This is a genomic window from Mesorhizobium sp. B1-1-1, assembly GCF_006442955.1.
GTDB lineage: Bacteria > Pseudomonadota > Alphaproteobacteria > Rhizobiales > Rhizobiaceae > Mesorhizobium.
Genome location: NZ_VFWW01000012.1, coordinates 144,491 through 171,190, shown reverse-complemented (window position 1 = coordinate 171,190; position 26,700 = coordinate 144,491). Strand labels below are relative to the sequence as shown.

20 protein-coding genes are annotated in these 26,700 nt (G+C 64.4%); 5 read left to right on the top strand and 15 right to left on the bottom strand.

The window, feature by feature from the left end; genetic code table 11:
• Positions 1–91 precede the first annotated feature (91 nt).
• Positions 92–1,546, top strand: a complete 1,455-nt coding sequence (locus tag FJ986_RS24665; RefSeq protein ID WP_140496285.1) for a glutamate synthase subunit beta — start codon at positions 92–94, stop codon at positions 1,544–1,546.
• Positions 1,547–1,700: 154 nt separating this feature from the next.
• On the opposite strand, the gene FJ986_RS24660 is transcribed toward FJ986_RS24665, so the two are convergent.
• Positions 1,701–2,930: a DUF459 domain-containing protein gene (locus FJ986_RS24660; protein ID WP_140513686.1), complete on the bottom strand. Its 1,230-nt coding sequence runs from the start codon at positions 2,928–2,930 to the stop codon at positions 1,701–1,703.
• Positions 2,931–2,957: 27 nt separating this feature from the next.
• Positions 2,958–4,181 carry a lytic murein transglycosylase gene (locus tag FJ986_RS24655; protein ID WP_140513685.1) on the bottom strand — a complete coding sequence of 408 codons (1,224 nt, stop codon included), beginning with the start codon at positions 4,179–4,181 and terminating at the stop codon, positions 2,958–2,960.
• Between the two features lie 201 nt (positions 4,182–4,382).
• Between FJ986_RS24655 and galU the strand changes: the two genes are divergently transcribed.
• On the top strand, positions 4,383–5,297 hold the full coding sequence (galU, locus tag FJ986_RS24650; protein WP_181165245.1) for a UTP--glucose-1-phosphate uridylyltransferase GalU: 915 nt from the start codon (positions 4,383–4,385) through the stop codon (positions 5,295–5,297).
• Positions 5,298–5,353: 56 nt separating this feature from the next.
• Here the strand turns inward: galU and FJ986_RS24645 are convergent, their stop codons facing one another.
• On the bottom strand, positions 5,354–7,141 hold the full coding sequence (locus tag FJ986_RS24645; protein ID WP_181167716.1) for an outer membrane beta-barrel protein: 1,788 nt from the start codon (positions 7,139–7,141) through the stop codon (positions 5,354–5,356).
• 227 nt (positions 7,142–7,368) lie between these two features.
• Between FJ986_RS24645 and FJ986_RS24640 the strand changes: the two genes are divergently transcribed.
• On the top strand, positions 7,369–8,370 hold the full coding sequence (locus tag FJ986_RS24640) for a KpsF/GutQ family sugar-phosphate isomerase (protein WP_140671438.1): 1,002 nt from the start codon (positions 7,369–7,371) through the stop codon (positions 8,368–8,370).
• 114 nt (positions 8,371–8,484) lie between these two features.
• Here the strand turns inward: FJ986_RS24640 and FJ986_RS24635 are convergent, their stop codons facing one another.
• From FJ986_RS24635 to FJ986_RS24580, 12 genes are all read right to left on the bottom strand, one after another.
• Positions 8,485–8,949, bottom strand: a complete 465-nt coding sequence (locus FJ986_RS24635) for an NfeD family protein (protein WP_140496280.1) — start codon at positions 8,947–8,949, stop codon at positions 8,485–8,487.
• A 24-nt stretch (positions 8,950–8,973) separates the two neighbouring features.
• On the bottom strand, positions 8,974–9,924 hold the full coding sequence (locus FJ986_RS24630; protein WP_140676070.1) for an SPFH domain-containing protein: 951 nt from the start codon (positions 9,922–9,924) through the stop codon (positions 8,974–8,976).
• An 89-nt stretch (positions 9,925–10,013) separates the two neighbouring features.
• The gene (locus FJ986_RS24625) at positions 10,014–11,258 is read right to left on the bottom strand and encodes an FAD-binding oxidoreductase (RefSeq protein WP_140513682.1); all 1,245 of its coding nucleotides are present in this window, start codon (positions 11,256–11,258) and stop codon (positions 10,014–10,016) included.
• A 55-nt stretch (positions 11,259–11,313) separates the two neighbouring features.
• Positions 11,314–12,378: a ferrochelatase gene (gene hemH / locus FJ986_RS24620; RefSeq protein ID WP_140513681.1), complete on the bottom strand. Its 1,065-nt coding sequence runs from the start codon at positions 12,376–12,378 to the stop codon at positions 11,314–11,316.
• 133 nt (positions 12,379–12,511) lie between these two features.
• Positions 12,512–14,536, bottom strand: a complete 2,025-nt coding sequence (locus FJ986_RS24615) for a bifunctional metallophosphatase/5'-nucleotidase (protein WP_140624316.1) — start codon at positions 14,534–14,536, stop codon at positions 12,512–12,514.
• Between the two features lie 203 nt (positions 14,537–14,739).
• Positions 14,740–15,117, bottom strand: coding sequence for a hypothetical protein (locus FJ986_RS24610; RefSeq protein ID WP_140496275.1), 378 nt, complete (start codon positions 15,115–15,117; stop codon positions 14,740–14,742).
• Positions 15,118–15,303: 186 nt separating this feature from the next.
• Positions 15,304–16,749, bottom strand: coding sequence for a homospermidine synthase (locus tag FJ986_RS24605; protein WP_140522394.1), 1,446 nt, complete (start codon positions 16,747–16,749; stop codon positions 15,304–15,306).
• A gap of 109 nt (positions 16,750–16,858) precedes the next feature.
• A complete protein-coding gene (locus FJ986_RS24600; protein WP_140522392.1) occupies positions 16,859–17,782 on the bottom strand; it encodes a DUF3445 domain-containing protein in 924 nt (307 codons plus the stop codon).
• A 3-nt stretch (positions 17,783–17,785) separates the two neighbouring features.
• The gene (locus tag FJ986_RS24595) at positions 17,786–18,448 is read right to left on the bottom strand and encodes an aminotransferase class IV family protein (RefSeq protein ID WP_140522390.1); all 663 of its coding nucleotides are present in this window, start codon (positions 18,446–18,448) and stop codon (positions 17,786–17,788) included.
• Entirely contained in the window at positions 18,397–19,542 is a 1,146-nt protein-coding gene (locus FJ986_RS24590) for an aminodeoxychorismate synthase component I (protein WP_140513676.1), read from the bottom strand. Before FJ986_RS24590 ends, FJ986_RS24595 begins: the two co-directional genes overlap by 52 nt.
• A 193-nt stretch (positions 19,543–19,735) precedes the next feature.
• Entirely contained in the window at positions 19,736–20,461 is a 726-nt protein-coding gene (locus FJ986_RS24585) for a proton-conducting membrane transporter (protein ID WP_140496270.1), read from the bottom strand.
• A 376-nt stretch (positions 20,462–20,837) separates the two neighbouring features.
• Complete coding sequence (locus FJ986_RS24580) at positions 20,838–22,676, bottom strand: M3 family oligoendopeptidase (protein WP_181181917.1); 1,839 nt, start codon at positions 22,674–22,676, stop codon at positions 20,838–20,840.
• A 169-nt stretch (positions 22,677–22,845) separates the two neighbouring features.
• Here FJ986_RS24580 and FJ986_RS24575 point away from each other — a divergent pair, with 169 nt between their 5' ends.
• A complete protein-coding gene (locus FJ986_RS24575; protein ID WP_140513675.1) occupies positions 22,846–24,381 on the top strand; it encodes a sigma-54 dependent transcriptional regulator in 1,536 nt (511 codons plus the stop codon).
• Positions 24,382–24,850: 469 nt separating this feature from the next.
• On the top strand, positions 24,851–26,677 hold the full coding sequence (locus tag FJ986_RS24570) for a DUF882 domain-containing protein (RefSeq protein WP_181168319.1): 1,827 nt from the start codon (positions 24,851–24,853) through the stop codon (positions 26,675–26,677).
• Positions 26,678–26,700 lie beyond the last annotated feature (23 nt).

Here is a 26,700-nt window from a genome sequence, read left to right as displayed (position 1 = left end):
ATTTGACCTCTCGCGGAAGGTTGCCACGGCTGCCTGAAGAGGTTAACGGGTGCGGCGAAAACCGCACCATCTGGACAGCAGGAACTGGACTATGGGCAAGGTAACAGGCTTTCTCGAGATCGACCGGCAGGTGCACAAGTATCAGCCGGCCTCCGACCGCATCCGGCATTTCCGCGAGTTTACGCTGCCGATGTCGGACAAGGAGGTCGAGAAACAGGCCGCGCGCTGCATGGACTGCGGCATCCCGTTCTGTCACGGGCCGACCGGCTGCCCGATCCACAACCAGATCCCGGACTGGAACGACCTCGTCTATAACAGGGACTGGGACAATGCGATCCGCAACCTGCATTCGACCAACAATTTCCCCGAATTCACCGGCCGCATCTGCCCCGCGCCTTGCGAGGAAGCCTGCACGCTGAACCTCGAGGACATTCCGGTGGCCATCAAGACGGTCGAGCAGGCGATCGCCGACAAGGCCTACGAGACCGGCCATATCAGGCCCTATCCGCCGGAGAGGAAGACGGGCAAGCGCGTCGCCGTCATCGGCTCCGGCCCGGCCGGCATGGCCGCCGCCCAGCAGCTCGGCCGCGCCGGCCATGATGTCCATGTCTACGAGCGCGAAAGCCGGCCAGGCGGGCTGATGCGCTACGGCATTCCGGACTTCAAGATCGAGAAGCACTATATCGATCGTCGCATCGAGCAGATGCAGGGCGAAGGCGTGACCTTCCATTGCGGCGTCAATGTCGGCATCGACAAGCCCGTGGCCGAACTGCTCGCCGAGCATGACGCGGTGCTCTATTGCGGCGGATCCGAGACCCCGCGCGCGGCCAATATCCCCGGCGACGATCTCGGCGGCGTCTATGACGCGATGCCCTATCTCGTGCAGCAGAACCGGCGTGTCGGCGGCGAGCCGATCCAGTCGGTGGCGTGGCCGTCGCACCCGATCATCGCCAGCGGCCAGCATGTCGTCGTCGTCGGCGGCGGCGATACCGCTTCCGACTGCGTCGGCACCGCCTTCCGCCAAGGCGCCGTGCGCGTCACGCAGCTCGACATCCGTCCGCAGCCGCCGGAGAAGGAAGACAAGCTCGCCGTCTGGCCCTACTGGGCGACCAAGATGCGCACCTCCTCCTCGCAGGCCGAGGGCGCCGAGCGCGAATTCCAGGTGGCGACACTCGAATTCATCGGCGAGGAAGGCCAGCTGACCGGTGTCAAATGCTGCGAGGTCGACGATAAGCGCCGACCGATCGTCGGCACCGAGTTCGTCATCCGCGCCGATCTCGCCTTCATCGCCATCGGCTTTGCCGGGCCGGCCATGGCCGGCGTGGTGTCGGAGCTCGAAGGGGATATGAAGATCGTCACCGACAGCCGACGCTCCCGCAATGTCGAGGCCAATGACCGCGACTACCGGACCAGCGTCGACAGGCTCTATGCCGCGGGTGACGTGCGCCGCGGCCAGTCGCTGGTGGTCTGGGCGATCCGCGAGGGTCGGCAGGCGGCGCGTTCGATCGACGAGGCATTGATGGGTTCGAGCGTCCTGCCCCGCTGAGCCCGTTTGGAAACTCTACTGCTGCGGCCATAAGGCGTTTTCTGCGCTTCCGGTGCTCCCGTACCCAAAAAGTACGCTCGCTCCGGTTCTCGAAAACGCCATCCTATGGCTCGCAGCAGCGAGTTCCGAAAACGGTTTCGGGCCCTCCGCGTTGCTAAGGAGTGATGGCCGTCGTCGTGCCAGCCCTGGCGGCCGCGGCTGCCGGATTTGTCTTCGGCGGCCAGGCGAAATCGTCGGCGCGGCCGGGCGAAGCCACCGGCGCCTTGCCCTCGACTACCAGTTTTTCGCCGGGCAGGCCCGGGTTGGCCTTCGCGGGCGGTCCGGCGCCGAGCAGTTCCGTGCCGCCGTCGAGCGCCGGATCGCTGAGCAGCATCGGCGCGGTGCGGTCAATGACGATGGGAGCGGCGGCCGGCGCCGGCGCCTCGACCGGCGCGCCGGCAGGAGCAGCGGTCGGGGCGACGCTTCCCGGCGCGGCCAGGCCCAGGACCTTCATCAACGGCTTTTCGGTATAGAAGGCGAGCTTGCGCTTGCCGGCCTTCGACATGTTGATGCCGTCATCGGAGCGCAGCCGCACGGGCTGGCCGTTGATGTCGGGGCCACTGGTGACGAAGGCGCCGTTCTCATCGACGAATCCATCCCAGATATCGACAAATTCGCCGCCATGGCTTTCGGCCACCTGACGGTAGATGTCGTTGAAGGCGAGCATGTCGGATGTCATCTTCGAAACCCTGAACGCCGGCATGCCGACCCACAGGAAAGGTACCTTGGTCGTGGCGATGGCCTTGCCGAACGCTTCGGTGCGACGCTCGTATTCCTTGGTCCAGGTCTCGGAACGGGGCTGCTCGCGCACATCCCCCACCTTCATCGGCTGGCGGTCGTTGGAACCCAGCATCACGACCACGGCGGCGGGTTTTTCTGTCTCTACCAATGACTTGATCTGTTCTGGCCAATTGTAGAAATCATCGCGCACGAAGCCCGACGAGCCATTGGAGCGAACGACGATCCTGACGCCGGTATTCTCGGCAAAGGCGGTGTCGAGACCTTCGGCGAGCCCGGCCGCCATGAAATCGCCGACCACCAGGACGACCCGGGCGTCCGGCGCCTTCTCGGCGATCGGGATTTCCGGTTCCGCGGGCGGACGCGGCGCGCGCGGCTTTTTTGCCTTGGGCCTGGGCCTTGGTTTCTGGATGTCCAGCGGCGGCTCGATCCGCTCGCTGCGGCGCGGGAACAGAAGGTCACGCAATGACCAGCCGCGGCCTTGCTGCTCCTGCGCCATGGCGGGCGCATGGAAGGCGCCTGCCATGGCGACGGCGAGCACGGCGACGGCCAGGAACAGCACCAGCATGCGGGGAACGAACGTCCCGATGCGCGCAGCCCAAGCCAATCGCTCCTCCTCAGTTCATGACAGGCCCTATTTTTGCCTGAGCCATTTGAGCACTTCCATGCTCGGATAGCCGTCCTGGGTCAAGCCGACCTTTGCCTGATAGGCCATGATGGCCGACTTCGACCCGTCGCCGATCTTGCCGTCGAATTTGCCATCATAAAGGCCGTGCTGGGAAAGCCGCTTCTGCAATTCCTGCCTTTCCTCGAACGTCAGCTTGGTGAAAGGCCGTTTCCAATCCTGTACGAGGCCGCTGGAACCGGCGATCTCGTCCGCAAGAAGGCCAACGGCGAGCGCGTATTTGTCGGCATTGTTGTAGGCCTTGATGACCGAGAAATTCCTGATCATCAGGAAAGCGGGGCCGCCGCGGCCATCCGGTACTTTCAACGTCGCCTTGTCGCTGAGGTTCCTGAACGGCTTGCCGCTCGCCCTGACCACGCCGAGCGCCTGCCATTGCGCCAGCGTCCTGGAGCCTGCGGGCAGCTTGCCGGCCGGCAAGGCCACCTCGTAGCCCCAGGTCTTGCCGGCCTGCCAGCCATTCTTCTTGAGCAGATTGGCTGATGTCGCCAGCGCATCGGGAATGGAATTCCAGATGTCGCGCTTGCCGTTGCCGTCCATGTCCACGGCATAGTGCTGGTAGCTGGTCGGGATGAACTGGGTCTGGCCCATGGCGCCCGCCCAGGAACCCATGAGGTGGCTCTCGTCGATGTCGCCGGTCTGGAGGATCTTCAGTGCGGCGACCAGTTGCGTGCGGGCATATTTCGACCGCTTCTGATCGCCATAGGCCAGGGTCGCCAGCGAGCGGACGACATTGCGCATGATGTCGTCGCGCTTGAGGATCTCGCCATAGTTGGATTCCATCGACCAGATGGCCAGCAGGACGTTGCGGTCAACGCCGAACCTCGCCTCGATCCTGTCCAGCCACGGCTTCCATTTCCTGGCCATCTGCTGGCCGACCGCGACCGACTGGTCGTGGACGCGGTTGTCGAAATAATCCCAGGCGGGCGCGGTGAATTCCGGCTGGGTTCGGGCTTTTTCCAGCACCACCGGATCGGGTTCGTCGATGCCCCTGAAGGCGCGGTCATAGACGGCGCCGGAAACGCCCCCCTGCACCGCGGTGGCGCGGAAGCCGGCGACCCATTGCCGGAAGCCGGCATCGGCGAAGGCCGGCCCGGCAGGCATCAGCATGGCGAGCGAGAGGCTGGCGGCCGTCATGACGCTGGTTAAACGCTTTGCGGCATTGCGAACGGACATCTTTTCCTCCTTCTCCGTCTTGGGAAAGACCATTCATCGCCGAACCAGGTTAGGAATTGGTTTACCATAGGCCGCCCCTGGAACGAAAAGGCGCCTCGATGCTTCTACCGGTGCAAGTTTCCCTTCATTCGCCCGATAATCCTGAATTCCGGCGTGAAAATGTCGCGGCGCGGGATTGCGGAGCCGGCCTGCAAACGGATAATTGAAGGCATGAAGAGAGTTCGCAAGGCAGTTTTCCCGGTCGCAGGTCTCGGCACGCGGTTTCTCCCGGCCACCAAGGCCGTCCCCAAGGAAATGCTTACCGTCGTCGACCGGCCCGTCATCCAATACGTGGTGGACGAGGCGCGCGAGGCAGGCATCGAGCATTTCATCTTCGTCACCGGGCGCAACAAGGCGGTCATCGAGGATCACTTCGATATCCAGTTCGAGCTCTATGACACGCTCGCCCAGCGCGGCAAGGACGACCAGCTCGCCAGGCTGCAGCGGCTGCAGCCCGGGCCGGGACAGACCAGCTTCACTCGCCAGCAGGTGCCGCTCGGACTTGGCCATGCCGTCTGGTGCGCGCGCGAACTGGTCGGCGACGAGCCGTTCGCGCTGTTGTTGCCCGACATGATCATGCAGTCGGAAAAGAGCTGCATGAGGGACATGGTCGACCTCTATGCCGAGACCGGCAACAACATCATCGCGGTTCAGGAATGCGATCCCGCCGAGACCCATAAATACGGCATCGTCGGCCGGGGCGAAGCCACCCATCATGGCTTCCGCATCACCGAGATGGTGGAAAAGCCGAAGACCGGCACCGCGCCCTCCAATCTCTACATCAATGGCCGCTACATATTGCAGCCCGAGATTTTCAAAATCCTCGAAGGCCAGGAGAAGGGCGCCGGAAACGAGATCCAGCTCACGGACGCAATGCTGAAGCTGGAGAAGCAGCAGCCCTTCTACGGCTACCACTTTCAGGGCCGCACCTTCGATTGCGGATCGCCGGAAGGGTTCGTCGAGGCCAATGTGGCCTTCGCGCTCTGGCGCAACGACATGAACCAGAGCATGGCCGGCGTTATCCGCAGGCTTCTCGACGAGATGGCGCCTTCGGAGGACGTTGTGGCGGCGCTTTAAGGGAGGCGCTGTCTGGCCGATGTCTCGGATGCGGCACGCAGCTTAGCGGCCCGCGCTTACCGCTGCACCTTCAAGCCGAGATAGATGCTGTTGGCGGTGTAGTCGCGGCCAGGCAGGTTGCTGGTGAGCTTCTCGGTCCTGGCGCGGGTGGTGAGGCCGGCATAGCGGTTCAGCCACCATGTCAGCCCGGCTTCGGCGCTCAGCACCCTGTCATGGCCGTCTATGCCGATATAATCGCGCCAGTCCAGGCCCAGCGCGGCATTGCCGGTCAGGTTGGCGCGGATCTGGCGTTCGGCCGTGAGGCGGCCGGAATAGAGGATGTCGCCGCTTTCACCTGCGGTGGTCGTGGGCTCGACCGTGGTCCGCCCGGTCAGGCCGATCGTGGTGCCGCGTTCGGGCGACCATTTCAGGTCGGCGTCCACGGTGGCACCCGCGATCGCCCCCAGGCGGTCGTCGTCGATCGCTTCCCGCAGCCAGCCGGCCGAGAACTCGCCGGCGAGCTTCTCGCCCATGTCGAGCTCGAGGCCGGCGCGGGCACCAAGCCGCGTTGATGAACGCTCGAAACCTTCATTGTCGAAGCGTTGATCATAGGCCCTGCGCCCGAGCTCGATTTCGGTGAAAGGCGTAAGGGCAGGGGAGATTTCGTAGCCGGTGCGCAAGGTCGCCGTATAAAGCGTGGAGTTACGATCCTTCTGCGACAGCGAGGTGTCGTCAGAAAGCTTGGCATCGCCATAGAAGTCGTGCGAGACCGCGCCGGTCAAAGTGTATTGCGCCTTGCCGACGTCCTTTTCGATGCCGAGGCTGCCGTCGATGGTCTGGCGCAGCGGTTGCTTGCTGACGCCTGCAATGGCGTCGGGCGACGAGGCCGATTCCGGCACGGCCTCGTAACCGAGCTTGGCGACGGCGCGTTGCTCGTTGTCGAGGTCGACATTGAGCTGGCCTTCGATGCGGCCTTGCTCATTGTGAACCGGGTAGCCCGAGACGGTCTCGCGGAAGAGGCCATAACCATCAATGGTCGCGGAGTTCTCGCGCCAGTCGGAGGCGGCGGAAAAGCGCAGTGCCGTCTCGGACAGCAGCGCCGCTTTGCCGGCACTGCTGGAATCGCCGTTCGAGGTGGCGGTCAGGCCCTGCTCCAGCGTCGGCCTTATGACGAAGGAGCCCCATTTGATGCCTGGAGCGGCGAACGGATCGTCCTCGATTTTCTTCTTCTGCCCTTCGATGGAAGCGGTGCGTTCGGCGCCCGGATCGAGCTGCTGCCGGTCGACGCTGTCGATCGTGACGGCGCGGCGGTTGGCGGTCTCCTGGTCGGTGCCGGTGCCGGTGCCGGTGACGGTGGCGTCGGCATCGTCGGCCGTGCTGGCGGTCGTGGTCGCGTCGGTCGTCGCGGTGGTGTTCTTTTTCTTTGTCTTCGCCCTGTCGGCGGCCTTGTCCGCATTGGCCTGCCCGGTGGCCGATGGCCGGCGTGGTTTGGGCGGAGGCGGATTGTCGGCGGTCACGTCGTCACCGGCCGCCGGCGGGTCGAAGATGCTGCCAGTGGGCGAGGCGGCACCGCTATCGTCAGGAGCAGCGCCGGCGCTGGCGGGCAGATAGGTGCGCGACGGCGTGTCGTCCTGACCGGCGGCATTCGCTGGCTGCTGTTGACCCTGACCGGCTATGGCGGCCAGTCTCGCTTTGCGCTGCTGGTCGGACAGGATCGCCGATTCCGAGACCTCGCCGCGCAGCTCCGTTTCCTGGGCGAAGGACAGCGTCGGTCGCGGCAGGCCGAAGATGCTGGTCGCCAGCAGCAAGGCGCAGGCAGCCTTGCTCTTTCGCCTTCTCGTCTTTTCTGACTGGGCCCCGGACATCGCCACCACTGCTTGCGCGGCGCGAGCGCGCGCCATACTTACCGAACCGTAAATGGGGATGGTTAACGGAGGGTTGAGGCGGGGGGCGATTGCTTTTCCAAGCGCTCATTGTTCCAGGCCTCGACATTCGTGACCTTGCGCTTCGTTCATTCGAACCGCTCTCCTAGACGGTCGGGGGAGGCATTTCCGTTGGACAGGCGCGGCACAAAGCGCTAATCGCATCGGCCATGGATGCGCGATCCCTCGACAAGAAGCCGTTGAACAGACAGGCCTCGATCGCTTCGGCGCTAAGAACGGTGGCGACCGAACAGGCGGGAGTGGCAGCGCTGGCCGAGGCGCTCGAAAACGGGCTGGCGAAGCCCTTTGCCGAAGCGGTCGACATGATCTCGAGGATCGAAGGCCGGGTCATCGTCACCGGCGTCGGCAAAAGCGGCCATATCGGCTCGAAGATCGCCGCGACCCTGGCCTCGACCGGAACGCCGGCCTTTTTCGTCCACCCCGCTGAAGCCAATCACGGCGATCTCGGCATGATCGCCAGGGACGATGCCATCATCGCCATGTCATGGTCGGGCGAAAGCAAGGAGATGATGGGCATCGTCGCCTATTCCAGGCGCTTCTCCATCCCGCTCATTGCAATCACGTCCGGTGAGACATCGGCGCTGGCGCGCGCCGCCGATGTCGTGCTTTTGCTGCCGCGTGCGCCGGAAGCCTGCCCGCATGGCCTGGCGCCGACGACATCGGCACTGCTGCAACTGGTGATGGGCGACGCACTGGCGATCGCCCTGCTCGAGGCGCGGGGTTTCACGCCCGATCATTTCCGCACCTTCCATCCCGGCGGCCAGCTCGGCGCCAACCTGATGCAGATCCGCGAGATCATGCATGTCGGCGAGAGATTGCCGCTGGTCGTTTCGGGCACCGGCATGCAGGACGCGATCCTGGAGTTGTCGCGCAAGGGCTTCGGCTGCGTGGCGGTCACCGCCGCCGACGGCGCGCTGATCGGCATCGTCACCGATGGCGACATCAGGCGTCACATAGGCAGCAACCTGACGGCGATGACCGTCGATCAGGTGATGACGAGATCTCCCAAGACCGCGGCGCCGGACACGCTGGTGGCGACCGCACTGCAGACGATCAACAATTCAGCCATCACCAGCCTGATGGTGGTGGAGGGCAACAAGCCCGTCGGGCTCGTCCACCTGCACGATCTTTTGCGCATCGGCGCTGCGTAGGGCAGTTCACCGTTTCACGGAAACGGCGAACTGCTCTATCTCTTTGTTTCTGCACAATTCCGGACGGAAAACCGTACACACTTTTCCTGGAATTGCGCTAGCGCGGAGCCGGTTTCACACTCGCTCGACGGTCAGTTCGAGATCGGTGTCGGCGGCTCCGGTGACGCGCACCTGGGTGCCGGCCGGCAGGTCAGGGCCAGAGACGCGCCACAGCGTGTCGCCGAGCTTGATGCGGCCGCGGCCGTCGCGGATCGGCTCGGCCAGCGTCGCCATCCTGCCGATCATCTGCGCCCCACGGCGGTTGAGCAGCGGCTGGTCGGTCGGCTCGTCGCGTCCGCCGATGAGTTTCTTGCCGACCAATGCCGAGACCAGCGACAGCGCGAGGAAGACGAGCACTTGGACCTGCCAGGTCCAGCTGGCCGCATCCCAGACCAGCAGCGATACCGCGCCCACGATCAGCGCGGCGATGCCGGTCCACAACATGAAGATGCCCGGTGCGATGATTTCCATCGCCAAAAGCACGAAGCCCAGAACCATCCAGTTCCACGGGCCGAGTTCGGAAACGATGCGGTCGATCATGGTTTTGATCCACTCACAAAGGCATTAGTTGTCGCTCGGCCTGACGACCGGAGGTCGTGAGACCTGCCGCTGCGTGCCGGACGGCCCGTCGCCCTTGAACACTTCCCTGGCGATCTCGCCGATGCCGCCCAGCGAGCCGATCAGCGACGACGCTTCGAAAGGCATCAGCACGATCTTGCTGTTGGTGGCCGAACCGATCTTGCCCAGCGCTTCGGTGTATTTCTGGGCGACGAAGTAGTTGAGCGCCTGCACATCTCCCTTGGAGATCGCTTCCGACACCACTTGCGTGGCGCGGGCTTCCGCGTCGGCGGAGCGTTCGCGTGCCTCGGCATCGCGGAAGGCGGCTTCCTTGCGGCCTTCGGCCTCGAGGATCTGCGACTGCTTGAGGCCCTCGGCGGCAAGGATCTGCGCGCGTTTGTTGCGTTCGGCCGTCATCTGCCGGCCCATCGATTCGATCAGGTTGGCGGGCGGATTGATGTCCTTGATCTCGACGCGGGTGATCTTGATGCCCCAGGGATGGGCCGCTTCGTCGACCACGCGCAGCAGGCGCTCGTTGATCGCGTCGCGGTTCGACAGCAGCTCGTCGAGGTCCATCGAGCCCATCACGGTGCGGATGTTGGTCATGGTCAGGTTGAGGATGGCGTTCTGCAGGCCGGAAACCTGGTAGGCCGCCTGCGCCGCGTTGAGGATCTGGAAAAAGGCGATGCCGTCGACGCCGACGATGGCGTTGTCGCGGGTGATGATCTCCTGGCTCGGGACATCGAGCACCTGCTCCATCATGTTCAACTTGGCGCCGATGCGATCGATGAACGGCACGATGAGGTTGAGGCCTGGCGACAGCGTTTTCGTGTAACGGCCAAAGCGTTCGACCGTATAATTGTAGCCTTGCGGGATTGTCTTTATGCCTTTGAACAGCACCAGCACGACAAGAGCGACCAGAACAATAATCGCGATATCGAAACCACTGAAATCCATTTGGCTCTCCCTCAAGAGGCAAGCCATGGGAGCCATTCTCCCGCAGCCGGCTTCAGCAAACACTTAAGTGTGTTTCAACAACGTTACAATCAGGTGATGAGGGATTGTTTGTGTCGCTGCTGCCGGTGGCTGAAGGCGAACAGGCTTGCGTCCGTATCTTCCGATCCGGCGATGGCGGCAGAAACGATTTCGGATGCGATTTGCGAGAAGGCGATGCCGTTGCCGCCATAGCCCATCACGGCCTGGATGCGCGGATGCCCAGGGATGGCGCCGATATAGGGCAGGCCGGTGGTTGTGGTGCCGAAGGAGCCGGTCCAGGCAAAATCGGGCCTGGTGTCCAGATCCGGGAACAGGCGGCCGAGCTTCCTGGCCAGTCTCAGGCTCTTGCCGGCGATCAACGCGTCACGCCGTTCCTTGTCGATAAAATCCTCGTCTTCGCCGCCGCAGATCACCCTGCCGTCGGCTGTCGCCCTTGCATAAAGATAGGGGTCCGACGCTTCCCAGATGAGGGCCGCGTCCGGCCAGATCTTTCGCGGCTGCGAGCGTGTGGCGATGGCCCATGTCGAGATGACGCGGTGGGCGGCTGCCGGCACGATGTCGGTCAACTCGTAGCCGGTCGCGAGCAGGACGTGCTGCGCGGTGATTGTGGGGCCGCCCCTGGTGGCGACGACGACCTCCTTGGCGCTGTCTTCGATCGTGGTCGCCTCGACCGGGGCGTAGAGGCGCGCCTTGCGCTCCAGCGCTTTCAGCAGCAATCCGGCGGTCAGTTTGCGCGGATCGAGCGCGATGTTGCCATGGCTGAGGATGGCGCCGTCGCGCTCGATGCCGAATCGCGCAGCCAGCGGCGCAGGGGCGAGATAGGTCGCGGCGATGCCCGCCTGTCGCCGCGCCTCGGTCTCGTCACGCAACTGCGATGGGCCGAGCACGGTACCGGCCAGATAGAGGGAGGGGGCGCGGCTCAGGCGGCAGTTGATGGAGAGCTCGGCTATGCGGCCGGCAAGGTTGGAAACGGCCAGACGCGAGCGCCGCCAGGCCTGTTCCGCCGAGGCCTTGCCGATCATCCTGCCGAGTGCCGTCAGCGGCTGGTCGATCTCGAACTGCACCAGGGCGGTGGTCGCCGACGTCGACCCTCTCAGCGGGCCGCGCCGGTCGATGCAGACCACCGAATGGCCGTCCGCCGTCAGCGCTTCTGCGATCATGGCGCCGCTGATGCCCATGCCTATCACCAGCACATCGGCCTTGGCGTCACGGGTCAGAGCGCTTGTCGGGACAGCGGGTGCCCGATAGGCGGACCAGACTGGCCGCCCGCTTCTGAGGTCGAGCTTGCGGGGCATCGATAGTCTCCGGAGGGCGCGCCTCAACGCCCCGGAACGTCCATTGTTCCCGGGTTCAGATCCAGCCGGACAGTTCGCGCCGCACCATCGCCTCGATCACCGCCATGCCTTCGGGACTGTCGTTGAGGCAGGGGATGTGCGCGAATCTTCCGCCGCCGGCATGATGGAAGGTTTCCGCCGCCTCGCGGCCGATCTCGTCCAACGTTTCGATGCAGTCGACGGAAAAGCCGGGGTTGACGATGGCAATCGATTTCACGCCGTCCTTGGCCAGTTTCTCCACCGTCTTGTCGGTGTAGGGCTGCAGCCATTCCTGTGCGCCGAAGCGCGACTGGAAGGTGGTGATCAGCTTCTTCTCGTTCCAGCCGAGCCTCTCGCGCAGCAGCCGTGTCGTCTCGAGGCAATGCGCGCGGTAAGGATCGCCTCTGTCGGAATAGGGTTTCGGGATGCCGTGATAGGAGGTGATGACCACCTCCGGTTCGAAGTCGAGGCTCGCCAGATGCCGTTCGATCGAATGGGCGAGCGCCTCGATATAGACCGGTTCGGCATAGTAGGGCGGCACGCTGCGGACGGCAGGCGCCGCACGCATCTTCATCAGCGCCCGGAACAACTGGTCATTGGCAGTCGCCGTGGTGGTGGCCGAATATTGCGGATAGAGCGGAAAGGTCAGGATGCGGTCGCAGCCCTGCGCGACCAGGCTTTCGGCGACGCTCGCGGTCGAGGGATTGCCGTAGCGCATCGCCCAGCCGACGACCACGTCGGGCAGGTCGCGCAATGCCACGGTCAGCTTCTCGGCCTGGGCGCGGGTATAGGTGCGCAGCGGCGACTCGTTGTTCTCGCGATTCCAGATCCTGGCATAGTTGGCGCCCGACTTCTTCGGTCGCGTGGTCAGCACGAGGCCGTAGAGGATCGGATACCAGATCGCCTTGTTGAGTTCGATGACGCGTGGGTCGGACAGGAATTCGCGGAGATAGCGCCACATCGGCCTGAAATCGGTGCCGTCCGGCGTGCCGAGATTGACCAGCATGACGCCGACCTTGCCCGCCTTGGCCGGCGAATGTCCGGCCGGTCTCGGTCCCACGGTCCTCGCGGGCTTGGCGTCGACAGGGATGGAAGGCGGCATTGCGGGTCTCCGAACACGGCGCGAAAGTAGCGACGCCGCGCTGCTTTTCAATGCAGCGTCTGGCCGCACCTTACCAAAAACAGGACGCCCGCCCTGTTTCGGCGGGTGTCCCTGCGCGCAAAGGCGAAGGCGGTTACCTCGGCGGTATGGTCAAGGTGGCGCCGACCGGAAGCCGGCGCGGCTCGTAGCCCTTGTTGGCTTCGGAAATGACTTTCCACCTGGTGCCGTCGCCATAGGCCTTCTTTGCCAGGTCCCAATAGGTATCGCCGGCGACGATGACATGGCTGGTTTCGGCCGGTGCGGCCTCGGCGGGCTTTGCCGGCTCAGCCGGCGCGGGTGTTGCCGGGGCAGGGGCGGCTTCGGCAGGCTTTGCCGGTTCCGCAGGTGCTGGCGTTGCCGGAGCGGCAGGCGTTGCCGGTGCGGGCGCAGGCGCGGCCTCGGTCGACACGGCCGGCGGCGTGTTGGCGATATCGCCGGAGTTGGCAGGCAGATCGGGCATTGCTTCGGCTGGCTTGGCGGGCTCCGCCGCAGGCGCGGCCGCTGTCGTCGCGGCGATTTCGGTGATGCGGCCGTCGAGCTTGGGCGTGTAGGGCCGGTGCGCGCCGAGATAGTCGGCGACCACCTGTTCGAGGCCGGGGCCGTAATCATAGGCGTTCTTGGCCTTTTCGGCGAAAACCTTGTAGCCGTCGCCGCCCTGGCGGACATAGTTGTTGGTGGCGACCAGATAGTCCTTGTCGGGATTGAGCGGCGTCCAGGCGCCGTTCTCCATCACCTCGACAGACTTGACGCGGCCGGCATTGGCCGGGGCGGATTTGTCGAAGGCGTATTTCAGGCCGGCCACCTGCGGGAAGCGGCCGGCGCCGTCTTCGACCTGGCTGAGGCCGCTTTCGAGCCCGGCAACAAGGTCCTTGCCCGAGATCTGGAAGGTCGCCAGCGTGTTCTGGAAGGGCAGCACGGTCAGCACCTCGCCCATGGTGACGGTGCCCTTGTCGATCGAGGCGCGCAGGCCGCCGCCATTGGAGATGACGATCTCGACGCCCTGTCCCTTGACGTGGTCGAGGATGGCGTCGGAGACGAGATTGCCCATCGCGCATTCGCGGGCGCGGCAGCTCTCGCGGCTGCCGTCGATGACGTCGGTCGTCTCGGCCACTTCCTTGTTCTTAAGCGCTTCGATCGGCGCGCCGAGCTCCTTTATGCGGGCGAGCACGGCGGGATCGGGCGTGATCGACTTGTCGAGGAGGATCGGGTCGCCGCTCGCCGACTTGACGACGCCATTGTCGTCGAACACGACCTTGAACTCGCCGAGATATTTCGAATAGGACGCCGCCTGCACGACCGGCACCTTGTAGCCGTCCGGATTGTCGACCATGGTCGGATAGGGGCCTGCCGCCTTCGGATCGGTGTTGGACAAAAGCGTATGGCTGTGGCCGCCGACGACCACGTCGACGCCCGGGATCTTCGCTATGACATCGCGCTCCCTGTTGTAGCCGATATGGGTCACGGCAATGATCTTGTTGACGCCCTCTCCCTTCAACTTCTCGACCTCGGCCGTGATCGACTTGACGTCGTCCTCGATGGCGATGTTGGGGCCGGGAGTGGCGAGTTCGGGCGTATCGTTGGTGACGGCGCCGATAATGCCGATCTTCTGGCCGCCGACCTCGACGACGATGGACGGCTTGACGCGGTCACCGAGCTTGGACTGCGCGTTGGCTTTCACATTGGCGCCGAGCACGGGGAACTTGATCATGTCGAGGAACGGCGCCAATGCCGTTTCGCCGTCGTCGAATTCATGGTTGCCGAGCGCCATGGCATCGAACTTCATGTCGTTGAGGAACTCGCCTTCGGCCTTGCCTTTGTAAGTCGTGTAGAACAGCGAGCCCTGGAAATTGTCGCCGGCGCTGAGCAACAGCACGTTCTGGCCTTCCAGCTTCTTGCGCTCCTGCGCGATCGCCGTGACCAGCCGGCCGGCGCCGCCGACGCATTCGCCCTTTGTCTCCTCGTCGGCCGAGCAGGTGGATTCGTATTTGTTGTTGCTTTCGATGCGGCTGTGCCAGTCGTTGATGTGCAGGATATTCAGCGTGTAATCGGCAAAAGATGCGCCGGCCGACAGGCCCAGCGTCGACGCGGAAAGGGCGGCAATGGCGGCAAGCTTCTTCATCTTCGTCTCCCGGATAGGCTGATCAGAGCCGTTTAGCGCTCTTGCTTGACCGGTCTCTAACAGCCGGCTTTTTCAGCCATGTTCCCATCGCGTTCCGGAGCATGCAAGGGAAAATCGGGGCAAAACCCCGTTGATCTCTGCGGGGCACAAAAAAGGACGGCGGCCATTGGCCGCCGTCCTTGGATGTCTGAATGCCTGGCGGTTCAGGCGCGCCGGGTCAACACGAAATTCTGGCCGGAGCCGCTGGTGCAGTTGAGCTGGCTGGTGGACACCAGCAAGCAGTTGAAGCTCACCGGCGTCTGCCGGATCAGCGAGGTACCGTGGATCTCGACCGAAGTGGCGCCGGTCATCGTATAGGTACCGTCGGACAGCTTCTGGCCGGTATCGGTCGCTACCGTGGTGAAGGTTCCGCCGGCAAAGGTCGAAAGACCGGTGCCCTTGGCGTCGATCCAGGAGCCTTCTACGCCCTTCGGCGCGGCCCCTATCGACGGCTCGTCGGGACCGCTGGTTGCACAAGCGGCCAGCCCCACCATCGTGGCCGCCGCAACACTCATCGAAAGAATCTTGCGCGCAATGGTCATGTAAAAATCCTCTCCTCGCCCGTCGGCCCGAAATCGGAAAACGACTTTCGGAAAGCACGGTGCATGCATCCAAGTTTCAAGAGCGTAGTTCATGCGTCCAGATGGACGCGGCTTGCTCCCGTCCGCATCCTTCAATCGCCCGATTTCCGGGCGATTGCAAGGCAGTGAGGCATGCTTGGCGCGACGCTATCGCACCAGGATGTTGCGGAATTGCCACGGGTCGTTCCGGTCGAGGTCCTCCGGAAACAGGCCGGGCCGATTATCGAGCGGTGTCCAGTCGGTATAATAGCCCTTCACCGGTCCGAGATATTGCGACTGCACGTCCAGACAGCGCTTGTAGTTCATCTCGTCGGCCTCGACGATGCCGGCTTCGGGGTTCTCCAGCGCCCAGACCATGCCGGCCAGAACCGCCGAGGTGACCTGCATGCCGGTTGCGTTCTGGTAAGGCGCCAGCTTGCGCGCTTCGGCGAGCGACAGTTGCGAGCCGTACCAGTAGGCGTTCTTGTCATGGCCGTAGAGCAGCACCCCGAGCTCGTCTACGCCATCGACAAGTTCGTTTTCGTCCAGCACATGGTGTACCGGTTGCGCCTTGCCGGCAGCGCCGAACATTTCATGCAGCGACAGCACCGCGTCGTTGCAGGGATGATAGGCGTAGTGGCAGGTCGGGCGGTACTGAACCTTGCCCTTTTTGGACCGCACGGTGAAGAAGTCGGCGATCGAGATCGCCTCGTTGTGGGTCACCAGGAAGCCGTATTGGGCACCTGGCGTCGGGCACCACGAGCGCACGCGCGTGTTGGCGCCGGGCTGCTCCAGATAGATTGCGGCCTTGGAACCATGTTTGTGTTTCTTGCCGTTCTTGGGCATCCATTTCTCATGCGTGCCCCAGCCGAGTTCGGCGGGCTGCAGGCCCTCGGAGATGAAGCCCTCGACCGACCAGGTGTTCCAGAACACGTCCATCGGCTTCGGCTTCTTGGTGCGCTGGGTGTCGCGCTCGGCGATGTGGATGCCCTTGACGCCGGCCTTCCTCATGAGCTTCGCCCAGCCCTCGCGGTCTTCCTGCGCGGGTTCCGAAAACTCGAGGCCGAGATCGGTGGCCAGGTTGACCAATGCCTGCTTGACGAACCACGAGACCATGCCCGGATTGGCGCCGCAGGTGGAGACCGCGGTCGCGCCGCCGGGCTTGTCGTGCTTTTCCTTGAGCAGCGACTCGCGCAACGCATAGTTGGTGCGGCTGGCATTGTCGGCCTCGGCATCGAAATAGAAACCGAGCCATGGCTCGACGACCGTGTCGATGTAGAGCACGCCGAGCTTGCGGCAGAGCCGCATCAGATCCACCGAGCCGGTGTCGACCGACAGGTTGACGCAAAAACCCTGGCCGCCCCCATTGGTCAGAAGCGGGGTCAGGAGCTTCTTGTAATTCTTCTCGGTCACCGCATCCTGCATGAAGGTGATGCCGCGCTCGTCGAGCAGCGCGCGGTCGGTGCCGAGCGGGTCGATGACCGTCATGCGCGATTTGTCGAACTTGAAATGGCGCTCGATCAGCGGCAGCGTGCCCCGTCCGATCGAGCCGAAGCCGATCATCACCACAGGGCCGGTGATCTCACCGTAAACGGGCCAGTTTTCATTCGCCATTTTATCGAGCACTCCTTCAGACAGGTGCAAACCCGGGCATTCTCGCCCAACGGGCATGCGCTACATCACAGATCATTGTCATAAACCAGTGAAAAGCGCCAACCGCCGGTCAGGCGGCGTTCGCCATTTGGTTAAGGACGCCGACCAGCCGGTCGCGGTCTGATGTCAAGCCCTTGTAATCGAGCTGGGCGATGTCGAGCGCTTCGAGCTGGGCAGCGAAAGCCGGAGCCAGCGTTGCCCGGTCGGGGTGATGCGCCAACGCCGCCAGCGGGTCGAGATGAATGCGGATGGTGAATAGGATGTCGCCCGAGACGGGCAATTTTCGAAGCGTCTGCCGCTCGACGCGGATGAAGGCGTGGGCATTGGCGTCGCCATCGGCAAATCGCGACGGGCGGCTGGCGGCGCGCTCGATTCGCTCGACATTGGATAGCGGATGGTAGAGCGCATCGCCCGATTGAATCGACCAGTTGTAGCGCTCCACGGCCTGGCCCTGGAGGCCGTCGAACATGCGGTTGATCAGCTCGGCCGGCCGCGTGCCAGGGCCAAAACCCGGCACGGGCGCATGGATCTGCTGCAACGGCTTGCCGAATTTTTCGAGCAGCGACCAGGACGAGGGAAAGCAGAGCGAGCCGGCGGCGAGCCGCCAGCCGTCTTCGCCGCGGCGCATCAGGATCAGGTCTTCCTGGACGAGCAGCGAGGCCGCGACAAGCGGCGCCTTGGCGAAGTCGCCCTCGGGATTGCCGGCGGCGCCGATCACCTCGACCCCGCCACTGGCACGCCGATGGGTCTCGGGAAATGCCCGCGGCAAGTGCGCTTCGAGCAGGTCGAGCACTTCGCGCTGAGCATCGCGCGTGCCGTCTTCCTCGACGAACACGGTGCCGGGCATTTCGGCATAGAGCCGCTGCTTCTCGGCGAGGAACGGCAGGAGATGTTCGTCGACTTCGATCCAGTCGGCCAGGGCAAGCGGCTTCAGCCCGATGGTGAACAGCTTGGACGAGCCATCATAGGGCGTGTGGGTGGGCAGCGATGTCATGCTTCAGATCAGTTTTGCCGGGATCAAGCCGCGCAGTGAATTGCCGACATAGAGCGCCCTGGCGGATTTCAAGTCGTCAAAGCTGTAGATCGCCTCGCGGGCGCGGCCTTCATCCAGAAGCGCGCCGCGCAATATGCCAGGCAGCAGCCCGCAATCGAGGCGGGGCGTCAAAAGCATGCCGTCGCCGAAATCGGCGAAGACATTGGTGATGGTGCCTTCGCACATCTCGCCACGCTCGTTGGCCAACAGCACTTCGTCGGCCTGGGTGATGAGGTATTCGGCACGGGCATGCGCGTAGACCTGCCGGCGGCTGGTCTTGTGGCGCAGCAGCATGTCGTTCGAATCGAGCCTCGTGCGCGCCAGCCGCAGCGTCCAAACCTTATCGGCGGCGAGCGGCTCATAGGGCTGGACCGAGGCGGCCGCGTCGCCACTGCGCGCCAAAGCCAGGCGCGTGCGCAAGGCGTTGCGCGCGCCATCGACAGCCTTGCCCAACACGTCACCGATACGTTGCGGGTCGCAGGCAAAACCGAGTTCGGCCGCCGAACCATAGAGGCGCGCCAGATGCCGCTCCAAGCGCAGGAAGCCCGTGGCCGGCTCCCAGCGCATGGTCTCGATCAATTCGAAACCGGCGGCGTTCCCGTCGCGAAGCGGGCTTTCAAGAGACACTCCTGATACTCCTCCTGCGCGGTTGAATCGAAGACGATGCCGCCGCCGACATTGTAGACGGCCTCGCCGCCGGGAAAGAGCGAGATGGTGCGGATCGCCACGGAAAAGCGCATCGTGCCGCCTGGTGCGATCCAGCCGATGGCGCCGCAATAGACATCACGGGGCGTGCCTTCAAGGTCATGCAGGATCTCCATGGCGCGGATTTTCGGCGCGCCGGTGATGGAGCCGCAGGGAAACAGCGCGGCAAAGATCTGGCGGATCGTGAGGCCCGGCAGCAGCTTCGCCCTGACGTCGCTCACCATCTGGTGGACGGTCGGATAGGTTTCGATGCGGAACAGCTCGGGCACTTCCAGCGTGCCGACCTCGCTGATCAGCGAGATGTCGTTGCGAAGCAGGTCGACGATCATCCGGTTCTCGGCCTGGTTCTTCTCGTCATTGCGCAGGAAGGTTTTCTGGCGCTCGTCGTCGGCTTCCGTCGCACCACGCGGCGCCGTGCCCTTCATCGGATGGGTCTCGACCATGCCCTGGGCGTCGATCTCGAAGAACAGTTCGGGTGAGCGCGACAGCACGACCGGATCGCCAAGCGAAACCAGGGCACCATATTTCACCGGCTGGCGTTCGGTCAGCGCGTCGAAGGCGGCGAGCGGATCGCCCGACCATTGCGCATGCACCGGGAAGGTCAGGTTGCCCTGGTAGCAGTCGCCTTGCCTGATGTGCCGGTGCAGCCGCGAGAACCGCTTCTCGTAATCCTCGAACGACCATGTCGCCCTTGCATCGAAGATCGGGCCGTTGGTCGCCGCCGCCTTACGGGGCGGCACCGGCTCTTGCACCGGCGCGTCAAAGACGCCCAGGCAGACCAGCGGGGCGCGGCGCCCGGCCGGCAGCAACGGAACCAGCTTCGGCTCCAGCAGGTAGCCCGCCTCGTACGAGAAGTAGCCGGCAAGCCACTTGCCGGCATCATGCGCGGCCTGGGCCGCCTGCAGCGCGGCCGAGAAATCCCGGGCCTCGTGCGCCGTGATGATGTCGTCCGGTCGGTCGAAAACGAGCTGGCGCGCGCTTTCGTCATTGCGGAAAATTGCGGCGGGCAGGGGCATGGAACTCGGGCGTGGATCGATGAAGCCAATGATGGCTCTATATGGGGGGGCAGCCGCGCGCAATCGAGGGAGCGGCACCTTGCCACTTAAACCCGACCTGTCGCCCGATCCGTGGGCAGACCTTGCGGCCAAAAGCAAACCGGCGGCGCTTCGTTCGCGCCGCCGGCCGCAATCGTCGGATCTGCCCTGTCGCTCAGGTGTTGCTGGCGGTTCCAGCCGACGGAAACTGCCTGGCGAATTCCGCCTCGTTGCCGGCGGCGAGCAGCTTGGCCTGCTCGATCCAGCGCTCGCGCGCGATACGGCCGTCGAAATTCATGACGTCCTCGATCCGCTTGATATCAGCGGCTGTCCAGGCGGCGATCTGGGCAAAGCTGGTGACGCCTTGTGCCCTGAGCAGTTTCTCGTTGACCGGGCCGATACCGATCAGCCGGCGCAGATTGTCGGGTTTGCCGGAAGCCGCCTTGGCCGGCGCGGCCTTCGCCGGTGCAGCCTTCCTGGGCGCCACGCTGGCCTTGGGTGCCGCCTTGGCGGCAGCGGCCTTCGGCGCGCCAGTCTTCGCGGCGCTGGAAGCGGCCTTGGCCGCAGCCGGCTTCCTGGGCGCCGGCTTGGCCGCCGGAGCGGATTTGGCAGGGGTGGGCGTCGACATCAAGGCGGCCGGCGCCGGCGCCGCCGCCTTTGCCGGGCCGGAGCCGGTCGAGGCCTCGCGCAGCTGGCGCTCGAGATCGGCGCGGGTGCGCCCGCAGGCATCCAACTCGCCGGTCAGGCGATCGCTGTCGGCCCGCAGCCGGTCGCGCTCGCTGCGTGTGCGGTCGAGGTCGCCGCGCAAGCTGTCGAGCTCACCGCGCAGGCGTCCCCAGATGAACCAGCCAACCAGCACACCCACAAGGAACGCCAGGAGCATGTAGAAAAAAGTGCCCATTGTCTCTCTCTCCAGTCAGATCCGTCTGCCGCGGCATTGGACTTAATGACCTTCGGCGAAGGACTACTCGATGATGGTTCGGCCGCCTGCGGAACAGCCGGCCTCAGTCGAGCCGTCGGCGTCGGCTTTGCAAGCCATGGCCAATGGCCGTCGTCGCGTGCACCGGAACGCCGCGATCGGCTGAGACTTCCCCGCCCGACCCGCATGCTCCGGCTGAGCTTGGCGGGGAGGCTATCATAGAGCTTACGGAAAGCTATGGGAAAACTACGAAAGAGAGTTATTCAAGAACAGATATTTAGACCAAGAATAGTGTGGGCCCAATATGCATTCCGGCTAAACTGTTCTGAGCAGGTGGGGACGACGTACAGAAGACGCCTCAGTTGTCGAGCGCTTCCAGCTCGTCGATCAAGCCGCTGATCACGCCAAGCCCGATCTGCCAGAAGGCGGGATCGGTGGCATCGAGGCCGAAAGGCGCCAGAAGCTGCGAATGATGCTTGGTGCCGCCGGCGCGCAGCATCTCGAAATATTTGTCCTGGAAGCCGCGCTCGGCGTTCTGGTAGACCGCGTAGAGCGAGTTCACCAGACAGTCGCCGAACGCATAGGCGTAGACGTAGAAGGGCGAATGGATGAAGTGCGGGATGTAGGTCCAGAAGACTTCGTAGCCGTCGCGCAACTTTATCGCCGGGCCCAGACTTTCCGCCTGCACCTCCAGCCAGAATTGGCCGAGCCTGTCGGATGTCAGTTCGCCGTTGCGGCGCTCCGCATGCACCTTGCGCTCGAATTCGTAGAAGGCGATCTGGCGCACGACCGTGTTGATCATGTCCTCGACCTTCTGGGCGAGCATGGCCTTGCGCTCGCGCCTGTCGGTGGTCTGCTCGAGCAACGAGCGGAAGGTCAGCATCTCGCCGAAAACGGACGCCGTCTCGGCCAGCGTTAGCGGCGTCGAGGCCATCAGCGCGCCCTGGCCGCCGGCCAGCACCTGATGCACGCCATGGCCAAGCTCATGCGCCAGCGTCATCACATCGCGCGGCTTGCCCATGTAGTTGAGCAGTACGTAGGGGTGCGCCGAAGGCACGGTCGGATGGGCGAAGGCGCCGGGGGATTTGCCTGGGCGCACCGGCGCGTCGATCCAGTTGCGGTCGAAGAAAGTCCGCGCGATCTCGGCCATCTCGGGCGAGAAGCGCTGATAGGCGGACAGCACCGTGTTCCTGGCCTCGTCCCAGCCAATCACCGCCTGCGGCGTCTCCGGCAACGGCGCGTTGCGGTCCCAGTGGTTCATCACCTCCATGCCCAGCCAGCGCGCCTTCATCCGGTAATAGCGGTGTGACAGGCGCGGATAGGCCTCGCGCACCGCCGAAGCCAGCGCATCGACCACACCGCGCTCGACGCGGTTGGCGAGATGGCGTGAATCGGCGATGTCCTCGAAACCGCGCCAGCGGTCCGAGATTTCCTTGTCCTTGGCCAGCGTGTTGGTGACCAGCGTGAAGGTGCGCAAATTCCTCCGGAAGGTCTGGGCGAGCGCCTCGGAGGCGCGGCGTCGCACCTCGCCGTCGGCATCCTGCAATCGGTTCAGGGCCGGTTCCAGCGTCAGCTCCTCGCCGTCGACGTCGAAGCGCAGGTCCGTCATAGTCTCGTCGAACAGCCGGTTCCAGGCGCCGCGCCCGGTGATCGACTTCTCGTGGAACAGCTGCTCGACGCGATCCTCGAGCTGATAGGGCTTGTCCAGGCGCAGATCGAGCACCCAGGGCCGGTAATGACCGAAGGCGGGGTCGGCGGCGAGCGCGCCCTCGATGGCCGCGTCGTCGATCAGGTTCAGTTCGAGCGCGAAGAACAGAAGATGCGCGCTGGCGTCGGTCATCTTCTCCTGGATGTCGCCATAGAGCTTGGCGCGCTGCGGATCGGCGGTGTTGCCGGCGTAGATGAGGCCGGCATAGGAGACGATGCGGCCGATCAGCTCTTCCAGAGCCTCATAGGCGACAAGCGCCTCGCCCAGCCTGCCTGCGCTGCCGCGCTCGGCCTCGGCGGATAGCGTGCCCTTCCAGCGGCTCTCGAAGGCGATCGCATCGGCGGCGGCTTTGGCGATGTCGCGCTTCAACTCCGGCGCCTCCATGCCCGCATAGAGGTCGGTAAGATTCCATTCCGGCAGATCGCCAAGCTCGGCGGCGCCCTGACCGGAAGCTGGCGCCGCAAGCCGCCGATCAAACATCACGCGCATCGACAATACCTTCTTTTGAATCAAGTGGCCGGGCCAGGGCCAGAATCAAGGAGAACGGAGAAGCCGGTCAAATCCTAAGGAATTCGTTCACCGGGTTTTTTGAAACCTTATTTAGAACCCTGTGCCAAGATGGTCCATGGGGATATCAGGCGGGCGGCTCAAGACAGTCATGACAGGTTCCATACTCATAGTCGATGACGATCCCGTGCAGCGCCGGCTGCTCGAGGCGGCGGTGACGCGGTTCGGCCACACCGCAATCGTGGTCGACGGGGGCGCTGCCGGCCTCGACGCCCTCGACGGACCCGGCGCCCGCGACGTGTCGGTGGTCATCCTTGACCTGGTCATGCCCGATCTCGATGGCATCGGCGTGCTCAAGGCGATGCGCGAGCGCGGCATCACCATCCCGGTCATCGTGCAGACCGCCCAGGGCGGCATCGAGACCGTGGTTTCGGCGATGCGCCACGGCGCCTTCGACTTCGTCGTCAAGCCGGCCTCTCCCGACAGGCTGCAGGCCTCGATCGCCAACGCGCTCAAGGTCGAGGCTGTCGAAGGCGAGGTCAAGCGCACGTCGCGCCGGCGCGGCGGGCTGCTGACCTTCAGGGACATGATCACGCACAGTCCCGCCATGGACAAGGTGATCCGCCTCGGCCAGAAAGCGGCGGCATCCAACATCCCGATCCTGATCGAGGGCGAATCCGGCGTCGGCAAGGAACTGGTGGCGCGCGCCATACAGGGCAGCGGCGACCGCCGCTCGAAACCTTTCGTCACCGTCAATTGCGGCGCCATTCCCGACAATCTGGTCGAATCGATCCTGTTCGGCCATGAGAAGGGCTCGTTCACCGGAGCTACGGAGAAGCACACCGGCAAATTCGTCGAAGCGCATTCGGGCACGCTGTTCCTGGACGAGATCGGCGACCTGCCGCTCGACGTGCAGGTCAAGCTGCTGCGCGCCGTCCAGGATGGCGAGGTTGATCCGGTCGGCGGCCGCGCCACGGTCCGGGTCGACATCAGGCTGATTTCGGCGACGCACCGCAATCTCCTGCAGCAGGTCAAGGACGGCAAGTTCCGCGAGGACCTGTTCTACCGGCTCAACGTCTACCCGATCTATGTGCCGCCATTGCGCGACCGCCGCGACGACATTCCCGATCTGGTCACACATTTCATGGAGAAGGTGGCTCCGGCGGACCCGCGCCATCGCCTGCGGGGCATTTCGGCGGCGGCGCTCGCCGTGCTCCAGGCCTATGACTGGCCCGGCAATATCCGGCAGCTGGAAAATGCCGTCTTCCGCGCCTCGGTGCTGTGCGAAGGCGATGTGCTCGGCGTCGAGGATTTCCCGCAAATCCGCGCCCAGGTGGAGGGCACGGTCCGCCTCGATGTGGACATCGCGCCGGCCGGGCCGCTCTTGGCTGTCGAACCGCGCGATGAGCGGGCGCTGGCCGGCGAGGGCGTTTCGGCTGCCGAACCCGAATCGCCGATGCGGCTTCAGCCACGCTTCGGCACGCTGCGCGCGCTCGACGAACGCGGCAATGTGCGCGCCCTGGCGGATGTCGAACTGGAGATGATCAAGCTCGCCATCGATCACTACAACGGCCAGATGAGCGAAGTCGCCCGCCGCCTCGGCATCGGCCGCTCGACGCTTTACCGCAAGCTCAAGGAATACGGCATCGATCCGGAAACCGGCAGGCTCGACCGGCTCGCTTCCTGAGGGCGCTATCGCGCACAGCCGCCCGATGTCCGGCCTGAGAGCGGTCGGCCCGAGTGCGGTCACGCAAGGCCGGGACCAGCTTGCGCTGCCATCATGTCGCCGGTGCATTGACTGGACCGGAGTGTGGCGCGCCGATGGCGACGTCCCCGACGGTCCCGTTCACGCATTAAGGCTAACGGTAACAGATCGTGTTTCGGCCAAACGAGGAATCATGATCTAAACCAGCGGTTTACCAAGAAACCTTGTGGACAATTTTTGGCGGGATATCGCCACGGTCTTACCGCATTTCGGCTTCAATAAGCGATGATTAACCATTAGGATCGATATTCGGATGTGACAACGACACGTCCGTTTGGGCAAATCCGGGGACAAACGGCAGCCTGCAAGGCCTTTTGATTTGAACAGAATCGAACGACACACAAACGGGCGGCACTATCATTTGAGCGTCTGGCCGAAGTGGCTGGCGGCCATGATTGTCGCATTTGGTTTTCTTGCCGCTGCCGCAACCGGCGCCAGGGCCGAAGTGCGTTCGCTGAAGCTCTACCACCTCCACACGCACGAGAAGGCGGAGATCGTCTACAAGCGCAACGGCCGTTACGATCAGGCCGGGCTGAGGAAGATCAACATCATCCTGCGCGACTGGCGCCGCAACGAGCCGACCAAGATGGACCCGCGCCTGCTGGACCTGGTCTGGGAAGCCTATCGGGAAAGCGGCGCCACCGACTATATCCAGGTGGTTTGCGGCTATCGCTCGCCGTCGACGAACTCGATGCTGCGCAGTCGCAGCAAGGGTGTCGCCGAGAAGAGCCAGCACATGCTCGGCAAGGCGATGGACTTCTACATTCCGGGCGTGCCGCTGAAGAAGCTGCGCAATATCGGGCTCAAGATGCAGGGCGGCGGCGTCGGCTACTATCCGAGATCCGGTTCGCCGTTCGTCCACATGGATGTCGGCAATGTGCGCCATTGGCCCGGCATCAGCCGACAGGAACTGGTGAGCCTGTTCCCGAACGGCAAGACGCTGCACGTGCCGAGCGACGGCCGGCCGCTGCCTGGCTTTGAGCAGGCGCTTGCCTCATACAAGGCACGCAAGGGCTCCGGCGGCGCCGCCATCGAGCTGGCCAGCGCCGGCGGTGGTTCCAAAAGGTCCGGCGGACTCCTGGCTGCCTTCTTCGGCGGCGGCGACGACGAGGCCGACGACAGCGCCGATGTCGCATCGGCAGAGCCGGCGCCGAAGCCGAGAAGCGTGAAGCCGGTACCGGCGAGCACCGCCAAGAGCGGCACCCTGCCGGGGATCGCGATCGTGGCGCCCGAGAACGCCAAGCGCGCCGAGATCCCGCAGGTCGCCGAGGAGCAGGCCCCGGAGCCGGAAAAGGATACGCCCGAGACGATCATCGCGGCGTTGCCGGCACGCAGCATCCCGCTGCCCGATTTCGCGCCGCGGCCGAAAGTCGATGTCGGCGCGCAGCCGCCTGAAAATGTTCCCTTCGGCATGGCGGATGCGACGGCCAGCACCGAACAGACCGTGGCAACCGTGCAGACGCCGGCGAATATGCCTTTCGGCAAGGCTGATCCCTCGGCGGTCGCCGCCGATGCAGCGCAGGTTGCCGCCAACAACATACCTTTGCCGACATGGCGCCCCGAACACACGTTGCCGGCGGTGCTGGCGCCTGCGCCCAGCAAGGATGTGCTGATGGCGCTGGCCGAGACGGCCGAGCGTGGCAAGACCGCGACCGATGCCTTCTCGGTGCTGCCGAGCGCGCGGCCGGATATGACCAATATCGATGCGGCCAAGCCCGATGCGGTCAAGCCCGATGCGGTCAAAGCCGTGCTCGACGAGGCCGAGGCGCTTCCCGTGCAGGCTGACTATTATCGGGTTGCGTCGTTGTCCGAGCCTCGTTCGGCTTTCAACGACCCGTCCGGCGTCGATGCCGCATCGCCGCGCGAGGCCGTCGTCGCCCGCGCTGCCGGTTCCGATCCGGTCGCCGCGATCGGCGCCGGCGTGAAGACGACCCGCAAGGAGGCCAGAGCCACCGCCCGCGACCTGAAACCCGGTCCCAAGGCCATCGTGGTTGCCGCCGCACCGCAGGCCGCCCGCTGGGCGCTGACCAGCGGCGAGAATGTCGCGACGGTTTCGAGCGCCACGACGGCGCCGGGCTACGCCTACAACGTGGTCCACACGCCGCCGAGCGAGGTCTACACGGCCGGCTTCCAGCAGGGCGACCAGATGGCGGATGCCAACCGTTTCACCGGCAATGCCGTAAAATTCCTGTCCGTCGCGCGCTTCCAGACGAAGTAAAGACCGGGCATTCCGAAAGCCGC